This window comes from Paenibacillus sp. FSL H7-0756 (genome assembly GCF_038006765.1).
In the GTDB taxonomy this organism is placed as follows: domain Bacteria; phylum Bacillota; class Bacilli; order Paenibacillales; family Paenibacillaceae; genus Paenibacillus_AQ.
Genome location: NZ_JBBOVT010000002.1, coordinates 743,071 through 756,299 on the forward strand (window position 1 = coordinate 743,071; position 13,229 = coordinate 756,299).

Genomic DNA, 13,229 nt, shown 5'->3' on the forward strand with positions numbered 1-13,229 from the left:
CCCATGAAATCATCCGTTGTTATAACCGGCATGGGCTGTGTTACTCCACTGGGCCATACGCCCGGGGATATCCATGAAGCCATGCTCCAAGGCAAAACAGCCTACAGCGCCATTAGCTTATTCGATGCATCCGCCTGCAGATGCACCATCGGAGGTGAAATTCCGGATTTCAGTATCAGAGACCTGGGCATTTCCGGCTCTAACATGATGCTGAGATACAACAAGCTGCAGATGAAGGCCGCCTATCAGATGCTGAATGACTATGGACTGATCGCAAGTCTGGAGAATAACGCTATGAATTGTGCGGTCTATGTGGCCAATCATCCGGTAAATCTGGACCCTGAGACGCTGCAGATCATTCGTTCGATCTGCAGCAGCGGCGGGGCTGGAGCCATGGATTTTTCACAGCTGGGGGATAACTTGCACCGGATTCCTCCCTTAAGCGGCGTGAAGCAATTAACCACGGTCCCCTCGCACTTCATTGCCAAAACCACCGGAGCGCACGGACCCGGCAACTTGTATTGTAATAGCGATTGCGGAGGCGTAACGGCCCTCCTGTCTGCGGCTAGGGCCATTGAGACCGGGCGGATTGACCAAGCCATGGTCTCCGCCTCCTTCAGTCCCTTCAGCGCCCATGAATTCAGGTGGTGGCTGGAGACTGGATTCGTCAGAAGCACGGCCGCACGGGAGAATCCTGAAGAGCTGGTCACCCCCTTCAGTCCGAATTCTTCCGGCACGCTAATGAGTGAGGGCGCGGGCGCTATTTTTCTGGAAAGGGAAGAAGTTGCCCTAAGCAATGGCCGCCCTATACTTGCCAGAATCCAAGGCGGGTCCAGCCTGACCATTCCTGGTGAGACTTACTTTGGATTGTCGGGGACAGGCTTCACCAACACCCTGAATCTGGCGCTGGAGCGTGCCAAGCTTGTCCCGGATGACATTGATCTGATGATGTGCAACGCACCGTCTGTTGCCGCTTGGGATGATGCTGAGCTTGAGGGTATCTCTGCCGTGTGGAATGGCTCAAGCGTAAGCGCTGCTGCGTTGAAGGGCTATCTTGGGTATCTCGGTCCCGTATCCGGTCTGCTCGACGTGATCCTGGCGGTGCAATCGATGATCAGCCAAACCGCTGTGCCGTTGAACCACACATCTGCGCCCTCTGACAGCCGCTTGGAATGGGTCCGCGCGGAGAAAGCAGCCATGGATATTGAACGGACTGTCGTGAACAGTGCAGGACCGGGCGGGGCTTACAGTGCTATCATTCTTGGGAAAGGGGGCAATCACACGCGATGAGAAGTAAAATTGTAGTAACCGGAATAAGCGCGATTACCCCTCTGGGCAACCAACTGGAATCCATAGTCACCCATCTTAAAGCGGGTCATTCAGGAATCAGGCCGATTGAACGGTATCAGGTGGGAAGCCTGCCTGTTAAACATGCAGCTATGATTGACGATTCGGCGTTGGACCGGGTACAGTACCCTGTTGCCGGCAATATTATATTCAAGCTATTCTACTCCTGTGTGAAGGAGCTTCTGGAAACCGGCGGTCCGGGAAGGTTCTATGCTCCCGAACGCATCAGCTTAATCGTAGGCACAGACCCCAATACCTCCTCTCCTGAGGATCTCCAGTATCTGTACGCTTATGGTAATGCAGAGCAGCCCCCATCAGAGCCGATGGAGCTTGAGACACTGCTCGCTAATCATCCATCTTATATGTTCTATCATGCTGCCCGGGATTTTGGTATAGGAGGTCCAAGTATAGCGAATTTCGGCACTTGCGCTGCATCCGCGCAGGCGATTGGCGACGCCATGCTTATGCTGAGATCCGGGGATGCCGATGCGGTGATAACCGGGGGAGTCTCGTCCAAGCTGGACCCGATGTCGCTGGCCCGCCTCTGCCGGCTCGGTGCGCTTGAGCCCACGAAGGACGATTGCACTGAGAATTGCTCCCCGTTTGACCTGAACAGGAACGGCTTCACGATCGGGGAGGGTTCGGTTCTATTCCTGCTCGAGCGGGAAGAGGATGCACTCCGCCGGCATGCGCCGATCTATGCGGAGATACGGGGGTATGGCAGCTCGCTGGACGGTTATTCCATCACAGACCCGCATGAGTCTTCCCTGGGAATGATCCTGTCCATGGAGCGGGCTATTGAGGATGCCGGAGTGCCGCTGAAGGCCATCAACTACATTAACGCGCATGGTACAGGGACACCCAAGAACGATAAGCATGAGACTGAAGCGATTAAGGCAGTCTTCGGCGCCCTCGCCGGGCAACTGGACATCAGCTCCACCAAATCGATGCATGGCCATCTGATGACAGCCGCCGGGGCCATGGAGACTCTGGTAACGATTCTTAGCCTGGGCAACGGGTTCATTCCGCCCACGATCAATCACAGAACCCCTGATCCCCAGTGTGACCTGAACTATACGCCGAATATATCGAAACCTGCGGACATAGAGATGGCCCTCACCAATTCATTCGGCATGGGCGGACAGAATGCGTCTCTGGTCATTGCTAAATATAAGCGAGGATAAACAAATGGCAACTCCTTCAGCATGGGCTATGTTGTACTTGAAGCGGATCGGCATGGTTGTGGAGCCTCCCAGCCTGGATTATCTGCAGCGCTTAGTCAGGTCGCGGATGACGCGTCTAGCGTTTGAGAATATCTCCAAGCTGCATTATCTTAAGACCTTTGAGGAACAGCAGTTCTACCTTCCTCCGCAGGAAGTCTACATGGATCATATGTACAGATTCGATTACTCCGGCGTGTGCCACACGGGCAATTATTATTTCTGCAAGCTGCTGCAGGAGCTTGGCTACGATGCTTATCCTATTAAATATGCTTCGCATCTGGCAACCATCGTGAAGCTCGCAGACCGGCTCTATTATACGGATGTGGCACTGGGACATCCCACCTATTATCCGCTGGACATCTCCCAGCCGCATGAGCTTACGATTCACCACTCCCGAGTTATGGGGTATCCTGACCCGGGCAACAAGCTTAAATTCCATCTGGTGCACGGTATTACAGGCAAAGAACAGCATCACTGGATATTTCGTCCCTATGAGCGCGCAGACTTGCCGGAAGTTCACCGGCTTATTCATTGGAGTAATGAGCCGCAGCGTTTGTTCACCACCATCCTGCGGGTCTATCTGTGGCAGCCGGACCGGCAACGCTCGCTGTCTCTTGTAAATGATACATTCACCATCCGGTATCAGGAGCGCCAAGAGCAAATGAAGCTGCATTCCATACAGGAGATTCAGGATATTGTGCACAATGAATTCGGCATGACCAATCTCCCGGTTCATGAAGCTGTAGAAACCCTGGAATCTTTGGGCACACCAATATGGGGTGAATAAAATTCACCCCACCCCATCCGGCAGCAGCCCCTCCAGCCCCTCGATCAGCCGGGTTTCCGATGAACCGGCCAGGACCTTGGCAGGCAGGACAAGTGTATATACATATTCCTTCCGCAGGATAGAGACCGCCTGAAATTGCGGGAAATTCTTGAACTGGCTGATCACTACGCTGCCGCTGCAGGTACATGCCTTAAGCTCGAACAGCTCGGTGGGGACGGTGAAGCCCGTCTGAATCACCTTCGACATCGCTTCCTTAGCCGTCCAGAGCAGCGTCAGCGCAGTCGCAGCAGCCAGCTCCGGCAACAGCGCCTCTTCCTCTCTGCTGGTGATTCTCCGGATCGCCTCCGCCGCCTTCTCATCCACCAGCTCCATGTCCACGCCCGCGAGCAGGCGCGGGTCATAACCGACCGCCGCCCCCAGCGAATCGCAATGGGTAATCGTAATCTTCCGATTCCTTCCGGCCACAAGCGGCTGGCATAGAATGCCGTGTTCAATCTGAATCCCGGACAGCGCCTCGCCTTCCTCTGCCACAGCGGTCTTGGCTGCCAGCTTCCCAAGCAAGTAACTGTTCCGTCTCCTTGCATACTGGAAGCCGAAATACGTGTCCTTCTCTTCCTGGTTCAGATACTCCAGCGGATCGCCCTCCGGCGGCAGCGAGACTACGCTCAGCTTCAGCCGGTAGGGTGCCTCCGGGCTCTCCAGCTCCAGGCTCATTGTTCTTACTGTCTGCTGGAGTGAGGCTCCGTATTGACTTGCAAAGACTGGATGTTGCATCGTTGTCAACTCACTTCCCATCTATGATCCAGGCTGCGTCCAGGGGCTCTGCTTCCCGTTTGATTTTGCTGACTAGGCGCTCGATGACATGTCCCGGGCCAATCTGGGTCAGCTCTATTTCGGGATGTCTGCCCATGAGGTAGCGGACGGAGTCGGTCCACTTCACACTGCTGGTCATCTGCTCGGTCATATAATCAATGGCATTGTCCACCGGATAAGGCCGGGCAGTCGTATTGGCAATGACCGGAATGGACGGCGGCGCGAACCGGAACTGGCTCAGGAACTCGCGGAATTGTGACGCCGAAGCGCGCATATAGCGCGAATGGAAGGCTCCGCTGACATTCAGAATGACATAACCCAGAGCCCCGTTCTGCTCAAAGGCCGCCTGGGCAGCCTCCACATCCTCTGCAAGTCCCGACAGGGCAATCTGCGTAGGCGTATTCAGGTTTGCTACATCCAGCTTGTCCAGGCGGTGCTCCGCGAGAATCCGCAGGATGTCTTCCTCCCGCAGACCAATGACAGCGGCCATGCCGCCGCCGGTTGCCATGCTCATCAGCGCGCCTCTTTTATGAACAATCCTTAGTCCGGTCTCGAAATCGAACACCCCCGCCGCATACAGTGCACTGTATTCACCCAAGCTGTGTCCGGCTACGAAATCAGGGGCTGTCCCGGATTGCTGAAGCTCCTTCAGGCAGGACAATACATTGACCACATATAGGGCTGGCTGTGTATAGGCGGTATTATCCAGTTGCTTGCTGCTGTCTCTCAGACACAATTCTTCAATCGAATAGCCAAGCACCCGGTCGGCAATTGCGGTGTATTCAGGGAACTCCTGGAACAGCATGCCGCCCATACCGACGAACTGCGCACCCTGCCCGGGAAATAGATAAGCCTTCATCCTCTCCGCCTCCTTCTAAGCTCTATCCTATTTGAAATTAAAGCTTCTTCCATAATTTATACTATGAATCTACTAAATTATCGTCTACCTGCTCATGAACTGTCAATGAATGTTTAGGCTGTATAAAGTTGATAATAAGGTTGTTTTATAAGAAAACAAAGAAGCCTGCAATCCTGCTTGCAGACTCTCTGATCTACTTACTATTTTAATCCGTCCCCACAATAGACCAGTTATGATCTACCTCCGGTATAATCGTCTGGCGCTCCCGGATGTAGCGAACCAGCAACTCGCGGACACTGCAGTCCGACTCCCAGTGTTTCACGGCGCTGACCAGTCCCGAGGCCTTCAATAGACTGCTGTAACGGTAATTGTTGACGGCAAGCTGCAGCTCGTCCGTATCGGCAAGCGGTTTGCCCCGGTAGGCCAGGTGGATGATCCGCCTGCCTACCGGCTGCGAGATGTCGATCCGATAATTGACCCCGGCGAACATATCGTAGAGGTAGCTCGGCACCTCAGGATCGGCAGTGATATTCGTGTCCCCGGGCTGCCACTGCCGGAAATGGGCCGCCGAGGCTTCCATATAAGCCTTCAGCTCCTTGCCGGTGATGGTAACAACATACAGCACATTGTCAAAAGGATAAATGCGGTAGACATATGCATACGTCAGCGGTCCCTGCTTCAGATCTGCGTTGTCGTTGAATAGGCTTGTAGCGGCAACATCCGCCCCGCTGGCCTCCAGCATGGCGCGCTGGATCAGGGTAATGACCGCCGTATCCTGCACCCGTCCGGCGGGCAGCCCGGCAGTCTCTTCAGGCTGGAAATCGGCCGCTGCATACCCCAGAATGCCGTCCTCCCCTTCTATGGAAGAGCCACCACCGCCTTCGGCGATGAACTGGAGAGTCTCTTCATGCGCCCCGGCAACCAGACTGCAGAGTTCCGGGTCCGGCTCCCAGCCGCTCATATCCACCACCGTGATCTCCCGGTTCACGACCTTGGGCTGTCCGCCGTCCATCTCAACCGTCAGGTCGAAGCGAACGACTTCCCTCCCCCGGTCCCGCGGCCCTCCAATGACGGTATTGCCTATACGCTGGTTCACGGTAATATGCATATGGCCCACCAGCAGCACATCTGCTTCAGGAACAAGCTCCGCAATCCGTCCGGCGGCATCCGAGCCGCCCTCTTCATCGAATTCTGCAACCATGCCCGCATGGGCGCTGATCACAATCAGGTCCGCCTTCCCTTCCGACCGTAGGGAGGCAGCTATCGCCTGTGCGGTCTCGGCCATATGGCCGAACTTCAGGCCCTCAACCTTATTTCCATCCCAGCGCGGAACGTTGGGATTCGTCAGGCCGATGACCGCAATCCGGATACCTCGCTGCTCAAGGATCACATATGGCTCTGCGAAGGGTCTGCCTTCTGCGTCCCAGACATTCGCAGCGAGCACCGGGAAGCTCAGCTCCTGCTTGATTCGTTCAATCAGGCCAAGGCCGAAGTTAAACTCATGGTTGCCCAAGGTCAGCGCAGCATAGCCCATGGCATTAAGTGCTAACGCGACTGGATGCTTGTCCTCCGGCCGCTTATTGTAGACATCGTCAGTCAGCATATTTCCCTGGAAGACGTCACCGTTATCGATCAGCAGAATCTCCGTCCCGCTCTCTCTAAGCTCCCGGACATAAGCGGCTACTCTGGCGAGCCCGTCATTTACGGTAGCGAGTCCGTCTTCGTAACGGTAGCCCCACAGATTGCCATGAACATCCGAGGTAGCAATAATCACGATCTTGCGTTGGTTACGGCTTGCTGCCGGTTCCATCATCTCGTTCACCCTTCTTCCGTCTCTTCATTTCAGAATTGCGCCTGCGGTGAAGCTCTTCTCCATCTGGTCGCTGAACAGTACATAAGCGAGCAGAATCGGCAGCGTGGAGATTACCATTGCCGCGGCCAGCGGTCCCCAGCTAATGCTGTACTGGCCGCTGAAGTTCATTAGCCCGAGCGGCAGCGTACGCAGCGATTCCTTCTGGATGAAGGTTGCTGCCATCAGCAGCTCATTCCATACGGCGAGGAACACGAAGATGGCAACCGAGGCAAGCGGCGGCTTCAGCAGCGGCAGCACGACCTTGAAGAAGGATTTCACCACCCCGCAGCCGTCGATGAATGCAGCCTCCTCCAGCTCCTTAGGCATGCTCCGCAGGAACGCGGACAGCATATAGACGCCTATCGGCAGATTCACAGCGATGTACGGCAGGATAATCGACAGCCGCGAGCTGAGAAGACCGAGATTCTTCAGGATCATGAACAGCGGAATCAGCGTAGCATGAATCGGCACCATGACTCCCATGAGCAGAATGAACAGAATCAGTCCGTTATATTTGAATCTCATCCGTGTCAGCGCGTAAGCCATCATCGAAGCGAACAGCAGCACGCACAAGAGGGTAATCAGCGTAACTGATACACTGTTGAAAAAGTATTGATTCACCTTGGCGCTTACCCAGGCCTCCGAGAAATTGCTAAACCGCCATTCTGTGGGGAGCGCCCAGACCACTCCGCCGATAATCTCCGAATTATCCTTAAATGCACTTACCACAAGCCAGTAGAGCGGGAACAACTGGAGGACGGCAATGAGGCCCATCAGCAGATAGAGGCCTGTGTTTTTGGTAGTCTTCAGCATGTCCGGTCCTCCTTAATATTCAATTTTTTCACGGGTCAGCACTTTATTGAGTACCCAGGCAATGATCAGACACTCCAGCACCATGAACACGGCAAGCGCACTGCCGTAGCCGAAGTTCTGCTTCAGGAACGCTTCCTGGAACATTTTCAGGGCAATCATTGTCGTGGAATGCAGCGGTCCGCCGTTCGTCATGACATACACACTTTCAAAGGTCTTGAGCGCGTAAATCACGTTCAGCACGACACAGATCCGCAGCACATCAGACAGCAGCGGAAGCGTGATATAACGGACTGCCTTCCAGCCGACAGCACCGTCCAGCTTCGCGGCCTCATAGTACTGCTCCGAGATGCCCTGGATACCGGCAAACAGGATCAGCATGTTATAGCCTACATAATGCCAGGTTGTTACGATCAGGACTGACAAGAGAGCCGTCTTGGTATCTCCAAGCCAGGCCTGCGCCCAGCTGCCGAGGTGGGCGGCTTCCAGCAGTGTGTTCAGCATCCCGATGTTCGGATCGTAGATTTTGACCCACAGTAGACTGACCATCGTCGTTGACATGACCACCGGGAAAAAGTAAATATTGCGGAACCATTTGCGTCCCTTCATTTTACGGGAGACCAGCAGGGCAAGGCCGAACGAGAGCGGAAGCTGGACGAATACGCCTGTCAACAGGAAGGCCACACTGTTCCATACCGCCTTCCAGAAGCTTTTATCTGCGGTGAACATCTTGGTGTAATTGTCCAGGCCCACGAAGGCCATAGGGTTAATTCCGTCCCACTCCTGGAAGCTGTAATACGCCGTCATGAGAATTGGCACGAAATAGAAGATCAGAAATACGGTTAAACCTGGCACTAGAAACAAAGCGATTAATTTCTTATCCGAGAGCGCTCTTTCCATCACTATCCACCTATCAGAGTGCAGAAAAGCGATGCGGTCCAAGAGACTGCATCGCCTTTCCCCTATTATATTTGTAAAGCGCGTCTTACTCTGCCGAACGAAGCAATGTTTCCAGCTGGGCGGTGTATTCCTCAGGCGTCAGATTGCCGCCATAGAGCTGCTGCGTCATATCGCGGTATTCCTGGCCTGTATCTGCCGACAGCAGGCCAAACCACATCGCCTGGGTTTTGGCTGTTTTGCTGATATCCGTAGCATAAGCGGAGAGCTGCTCATTCTGCGACTCCGACTTCACTTCGCTGGCCGCATAGCCCGGCAGGCCTTTGCGTACGAACTCATCATTGAGCTTAAGGGACAGCTTAATCGCGAATTCCTTGGCTTTGTCGAGATGCTTGGAGCTGTTGTTCACGAACAAGGAGTAAGGAGCCGCCGAGTTCTGGAAGCCGATCGTTGCACTGTAGACATCCTCTGCACCAGTCTTCGGGAAAGCGATATATCCGAGATTATCGCCCATGGCCTTCGACAGCGCGCCGAAGTTGAAGCTGCCGTCAATCCAGATCAGCGCCTTATCATTCTTGAACAGCTCCTGGGCATCCAGGTAAGCCGAGCCGAGGAAGCCTTTCTGGAAGGCATTGCTGCTTACCAGGGTGGCTACCTGCTTCGCCGCATCTACAAATGGAGCATCTGTAAACTTCGCATCGCCTTTAATCGCATTGTCGAAGGCGTTAACGTCCTGACGTGCTACAAGCAGGTTGTACAGCAGATCACCCTGCCATCTTTCCTTGCCGCCGAGGGCGATAGGGATGATCCCTTTATCATCGGCTTTGGATACCAGCGCCTGAAGATCGTCCCAGGTTGCAGGAGGCGTAGCGCCCAGATCGCTCATCAGCTTTTTGTTATAGTAGAAGACCAGGGTTGTGCTGATATTGGAAGGAACGGAATAGATATTGCCGTCTTCTTCTTTCACCAGCTGGTTGTCCAGAAATTTCGCGCCAAGCCCTGTAGAATCCAGGGTATCATTCAGCGGGGCTACCGTTTTCGATTGCAGTACAGGTGTCCGGTAGGACTTCCCGGCATGCTGCTGGAATACATCCGGAAGCTCATTGGCAGCCAGTGCAACACTGATTTTGGTCTTGTAGGTCTCGTCCTGTATGTACTCATAATTCAAATCCACGCCGACTTCCGCTGCGGTAGCCTCGGCAGCAGCCTGATACATCGGATCTGCATCGAACATCCATAAGGAGACAGATTCCTTGCCTTCCGCCGCTTTCGCATCCTGATTCTGAGTTGCCCCTTCGTTACCGTTGGCTCCTCCGCAAGCACTAAGCACTACACTGCTAAGCGCGATGGATGCTGCAACTACCCCAAGCTTTTTTCCGAACATTTGTGTTGGACCACCTTTCAATATTTCGGGATTTGACTTACAGGTATCATCTTAACAAGTGAACCGCCGTGTACGAATGGAGATATGTTGGTTTTAACAGTAAAATTTTTAGGTGTGTCAGGTAAGTTTACACTCAATTTACGGGGCGTTCCCATGTTAACGGCAGCTTTACACAGGGTTAACTTTAACCGACAGAAAAGCAATCAGGAACAAAATTACCCAGCGGGTGAAGGATGCGGGTGCCTTCTCTCTTCGGCCGCTTGTAAGGAGCAGCATTGTTGCACTTCTTGCAGCATTTCTCTATAAATGTTACTGGCTGTGAAGAATGAGGACCACCTCCAGGCGTAGCAGCACCCATTGTGTTCGGTTTTTTGATTACATTCGCGTACAAACCTATTCGCAGACGGGTAAATCATAATTTCTTAACATAGAAAAGCCCGGCTGTAAAACACCGGGCCCTGCCTATAGCTATTCTTTATGTATCCGAATAGCTACCGCTATACACGGTATTCGGGGTCATTCCGTAACGTTTCTTGAAACATTTGCTGAAATAAAACGGGTCCTTGTAGCCCACCTGCCGGGCTATCGTCGCAATCTTGGGTGCGGGAGCTTCTTCCTCGAAGGCCCCCTGGCTGAGCAGCTTCATGGCTTCGCCAAGACGGACGTTCGTCACATATTCCACAAACGACTCGCCGGTCTCCTTCTTAAACGCATGGCTTAAATAGCTCGGATTCACAAACAGGGCGCTGGCCGTACTCTGGAGTGACAACGTATCCTCGGCATAATGTGCCGTCACATAGGCGATGGTCTTGCTGATTAAGGCAGTGCCGCTGCTCTGCCGTCTCTGAGCACGGGCATCAACTGCCTGTGACTCCTGCACATCACCTGCCTTGATTCTGAGACGGTTGATATAGCGCTCTGCCTCCCATTTCTCCGTCAGCTGTGTCCGGATCGTGCGGAGAGCCTGTTCGACAGCATCCTCATCGACGGGCTTCAGCAGATAATGGTCCGCTCCAAGCGAGATGGCCTGCTGTGCATAAGAGAAATTATCGTAGCTGGTGATGAAAATCAGCTTGGCCGCCGAATTCAGCTTACGGACTTCCCCGATGAATTCAAGCCCGTTCATATTTGGCATCTCAATATCCGTAATGATGAGATCGATATGCTGCTCCCCGATGATCTGCAAGGCGGCCGAGCCGTCATCGGCTTCTGCGGCCACCTCAAACCCGGCGGCTTCCCAATCCACCAGACGGATCAGCAGCTGCCTGAAATAATACTCGTCATCCACAATCAGGACGCGGGCTACCGGTGCTGTGTTCATAGTCTGACTGTCCCCTCTTCCTGTTCGTTCGTCTGCTTAAGCAGCGGCAAGCGCAGCTTCACTTCTACGCCCCGGCCCGGCTCAGAAGACAGCAGGATTCCATAAGCCGCTCCGAACCGCAGGCGGATACGGTCCTGAATATTCCGGAGTCCGAAGCTGTATCTCTCCGCGCTGTCATGCTCCGACCAGATCAGCCGCTGCTGTTCTTCGCTCATGCCTTTGCCGTTGTCACGGACGGTGAAGCACAGCAGATTCTGTCCGTCTGTGCTTTCCGTTGCGCAGGTAATTTCACACCAGCCGCCGTCCGCCATTCCTCTAATGCCATGGTGTATCGCATTCTCGACCAGCGGCTGAAGCAGCATGGTCGGCACCAGGCAGGACTCCAGTCCAGGCCCGAACGATATCCGGTAGTTCAGCTTAGGGAATCGGATCTGCTGAATATAGAGGTAGCTCTCCAGATGCTTCTGCTCCTGGGCCACCGTTATCAGCTCCTGACCGTTGCTAAGCGAGATCCGGTAGAACTCACCCAGCGCCTTCAGCATCTTGCTGATGTCCTTCGCCCCCGACATCACTGCCATCGCACGGATCGTGTCCAGTGTATTGTACAGGAAATGAGGCTTGATCTGCGAATAGAGCAGCCGCAGCTCCAGCATTCTTTTGGTCTGCTCTTCCGTCTCCACCTGGACCATCAGGCGCTGGATGCGCTCCACCATTTCATTGAAGGTAGCTCCCAGCCGGCCGACCTCGTCCTCGGAATCGGCGGCCGCGCGCCGCTCCAGATTCCCGCTGCCCACCTCGACTATCACCTCGCTAAGCTGGCTGAGCGGCCGGGTCAGCCGGCGGGCGAACAGAATAGACAGAAGCACTGCTGACAGGATGCTGATCAGGCCGAACCCGGCCAGCAGCAGGGCTATTTTCCAGTACCCGTAGGTTAGCTCTGATATCGTCACCAGCTGGACGATCTTCCAGTCATAGGGAGCGAGACTCTGCATGGATACTAAATAACGGTCTCCGGCGACCTCCTGGGTCCGGGTCCCTTGTGAGACTGACTTGACCCAATCCGTAAGGGATGCCTCCGCGACCGGCTGGTTCACCCTTAAGGCTTCATTCGCAGAGATGATTCTTCCGTTCCGGTTAATGACCAGCGTAGCGCTCTCCGGGTTCTGTTCATTATGATAGAGGCGGGCAAGTGTCCGCTCGTCAATGTTGACATAGATATAGCCCAGCGGGGTCCCCTTCTCCATGCTCTTAATGACCCTGCCCACACTGATCATATTCTTGTGCTTCATCCCGGACAGAAAGGCAGGCGTAAGCGAATCCGCCCAGACCGCCCCGCCTCTGGCTGCATCAATCTCCGCCCGGGGATAGATTCCAAGACTCTCCCGGGTCACTCCGGTCAGATTGGAGGTGTAATAAAGGTTGCCGTTCAAGGATTCAATAATAACAGAATCAATATTCGGTTCGGTCACCAGCATTGCAGCCAGTGTATTGTAGATCGACTTCAGTGCAGCCACATCATTGCCGTCACCGGTATCTCTGCTGAGCAGCTTCTGGGTGTCCTGATTGATCAGCACGAACTTCGTGAAATTCTGGACCGACTGGAACACCGTCTCCATCGACTGCTTGACCAGTCTCACTTCCTGCTGTGAGCTTGCCGTGGTTCTCTCCAGGGTCTGATTGAAGACAATCCGCTGAATGCTGACCATGAAAATCACCAGTGCCAGCAGGACAATCAGGAGGTTGCTTAGCAGAATTTTCCGCCGCAGCGGCATACTGCCGCTGAACAGAAAGGGCAGATCCGCCCTTAGCCTCTTCAAGAGGGATGGATATCGCATGAACCGCTTCATCGTTCCCTCCGTTACATGTATGGTTGTACATGTATTATACACAAATTACAACAACAGAAAAGCCGCTGTCCCCAAAGCTATGGAATGAC

At 54.1% G+C, this 13,229-nt stretch carries 11 protein-coding genes; 3 read left to right on the forward strand and 8 right to left on the reverse strand.

Going from position 1 to position 13,229, the window contains the following annotated elements:
• Positions 1 to 3: 3 nt before the first annotated feature.
• Genes NST04_RS20065 through NST04_RS20075 form a run of 3 tightly spaced genes read left to right on the forward strand, consistent with a single transcriptional unit; the run spans position 4 to position 3,357 of the window.
• Positions 4 to 1,290, forward strand: coding sequence for a beta-ketoacyl synthase N-terminal-like domain-containing protein (locus tag NST04_RS20065; RefSeq protein ID WP_341185812.1), 1,287 nt, complete (start codon positions 4 to 6; stop codon positions 1,288 to 1,290).
• Positions 1,287 to 2,531 carry a beta-ketoacyl-[acyl-carrier-protein] synthase family protein gene (locus tag NST04_RS20070; RefSeq protein ID WP_341185813.1) on the forward strand — a complete coding sequence of 415 codons (1,245 nt, stop codon included), beginning with the start codon at positions 1,287 to 1,289 and terminating at the stop codon, positions 2,529 to 2,531. Before NST04_RS20065 ends, NST04_RS20070 begins: the two co-directional genes overlap by 4 nt.
• A 28-nt stretch (positions 2,532 to 2,559) precedes the next feature.
• The gene (locus NST04_RS20075) at positions 2,560 to 3,357 is read left to right on the forward strand and encodes an arylamine N-acetyltransferase (RefSeq protein ID WP_341185814.1); all 798 of its coding nucleotides are present in this window, start codon (positions 2,560 to 2,562) and stop codon (positions 3,355 to 3,357) included.
• 3 nt (positions 3,358 to 3,360) lie between these two features.
• On the opposite strand, the gene NST04_RS20080 is transcribed toward NST04_RS20075, so the two are convergent.
• The 8 genes from NST04_RS20080 to NST04_RS20115 all read right to left on the reverse strand — a co-directional run bounded on the left by NST04_RS20080 (position 3,361) and on the right by NST04_RS20115 (position 13,110).
• A complete protein-coding gene (locus NST04_RS20080) occupies positions 3,361 to 4,152 on the reverse strand; it encodes a 4'-phosphopantetheinyl transferase family protein (RefSeq protein ID WP_341185815.1) in 792 nt (263 codons plus the stop codon).
• A complete protein-coding gene (fabD, locus tag NST04_RS20085) occupies positions 4,142 to 5,029 on the reverse strand; it encodes an ACP S-malonyltransferase (protein ID WP_341185816.1) in 888 nt (295 codons plus the stop codon). Before fabD ends, NST04_RS20080 begins: the two co-directional genes overlap by 11 nt.
• Positions 5,030 to 5,234: 205 nt before the next feature.
• The gene (locus NST04_RS20090) at positions 5,235 to 6,842 is read right to left on the reverse strand and encodes a bifunctional metallophosphatase/5'-nucleotidase (protein ID WP_341186806.1); all 1,608 of its coding nucleotides are present in this window, start codon (positions 6,840 to 6,842) and stop codon (positions 5,235 to 5,237) included.
• A gap of 24 nt (positions 6,843 to 6,866) precedes the next feature.
• Positions 6,867 to 7,694 carry a carbohydrate ABC transporter permease gene (locus tag NST04_RS20095; protein WP_341185817.1) on the reverse strand — a complete coding sequence of 276 codons (828 nt, stop codon included), beginning with the start codon at positions 7,692 to 7,694 and terminating at the stop codon, positions 6,867 to 6,869.
• A gap of 12 nt (positions 7,695 to 7,706) precedes the next feature.
• Positions 7,707 to 8,591, reverse strand: coding sequence for a carbohydrate ABC transporter permease (locus NST04_RS20100; protein WP_340992968.1), 885 nt, complete (start codon positions 8,589 to 8,591; stop codon positions 7,707 to 7,709).
• Between the two features lie 85 nt (positions 8,592 to 8,676).
• A complete protein-coding gene (locus tag NST04_RS20105; RefSeq protein WP_341185818.1) occupies positions 8,677 to 9,972 on the reverse strand; it encodes an ABC transporter substrate-binding protein in 1,296 nt (431 codons plus the stop codon).
• A 475-nt stretch (positions 9,973 to 10,447) separates the two neighbouring features.
• Positions 10,448 to 11,293, reverse strand: a complete 846-nt coding sequence (locus NST04_RS20110; RefSeq protein ID WP_341185819.1) for a response regulator transcription factor — start codon at positions 11,291 to 11,293, stop codon at positions 10,448 to 10,450.
• Positions 11,290 to 13,110: a cache domain-containing sensor histidine kinase gene (locus tag NST04_RS20115; protein ID WP_341185820.1), complete on the reverse strand. Its 1,821-nt coding sequence runs from the start codon at positions 13,108 to 13,110 to the stop codon at positions 11,290 to 11,292. Before NST04_RS20115 ends, NST04_RS20110 begins: the two co-directional genes overlap by 4 nt.
• Between the last annotated feature and the right edge of the window lie 119 nt (positions 13,111 to 13,229).

Coding starts and splice junctions, on each gene's coding strand:
- NST04_RS20095 (WP_341185817.1), bottom strand. CDS start 7,694: ATGCTGAAGACTACCAAAAACACAGGCCTCTATCTGCTGATGGGCCTC.
- NST04_RS20070 (WP_341185813.1), top strand. CDS start 1,287: ATGAGAAGTAAAATTGTAGTAACCGGAATAAGCGCGATTACCCCTCTG.
- NST04_RS20080 (WP_341185815.1), bottom strand. CDS start 4,152: ATGGGAAGTGAGTTGACAACGATGCAACATCCAGTCTTTGCAAGTCAA.
- NST04_RS20100 (WP_340992968.1), bottom strand. CDS start 8,591: ATGGAAAGAGCGCTCTCGGATAAGAAATTAATCGCTTTGTTTCTAGTG.
- NST04_RS20105 (WP_341185818.1), bottom strand. CDS start 9,972: ATGTTCGGAAAAAAGCTTGGGGTAGTTGCAGCATCCATCGCGCTTAGC.
- fabD (WP_341185816.1), bottom strand. CDS start 5,029: ATGAAGGCTTATCTATTTCCCGGGCAGGGTGCGCAGTTCGTCGGTATG.
- NST04_RS20065 (WP_341185812.1), top strand. CDS start 4: ATGAAATCATCCGTTGTTATAACCGGCATGGGCTGTGTTACTCCACTG.
- NST04_RS20090 (WP_341186806.1), bottom strand. CDS start 6,842: ATGATGGAACCGGCAGCAAGCCGTAACCAACGCAAGATCGTGATTATT.
- NST04_RS20110 (WP_341185819.1), bottom strand. CDS start 11,293: ATGAACACAGCACCGGTAGCCCGCGTCCTGATTGTGGATGACGAGTAT.
- NST04_RS20075 (WP_341185814.1), top strand. CDS start 2,560: ATGTTGTACTTGAAGCGGATCGGCATGGTTGTGGAGCCTCCCAGCCTG.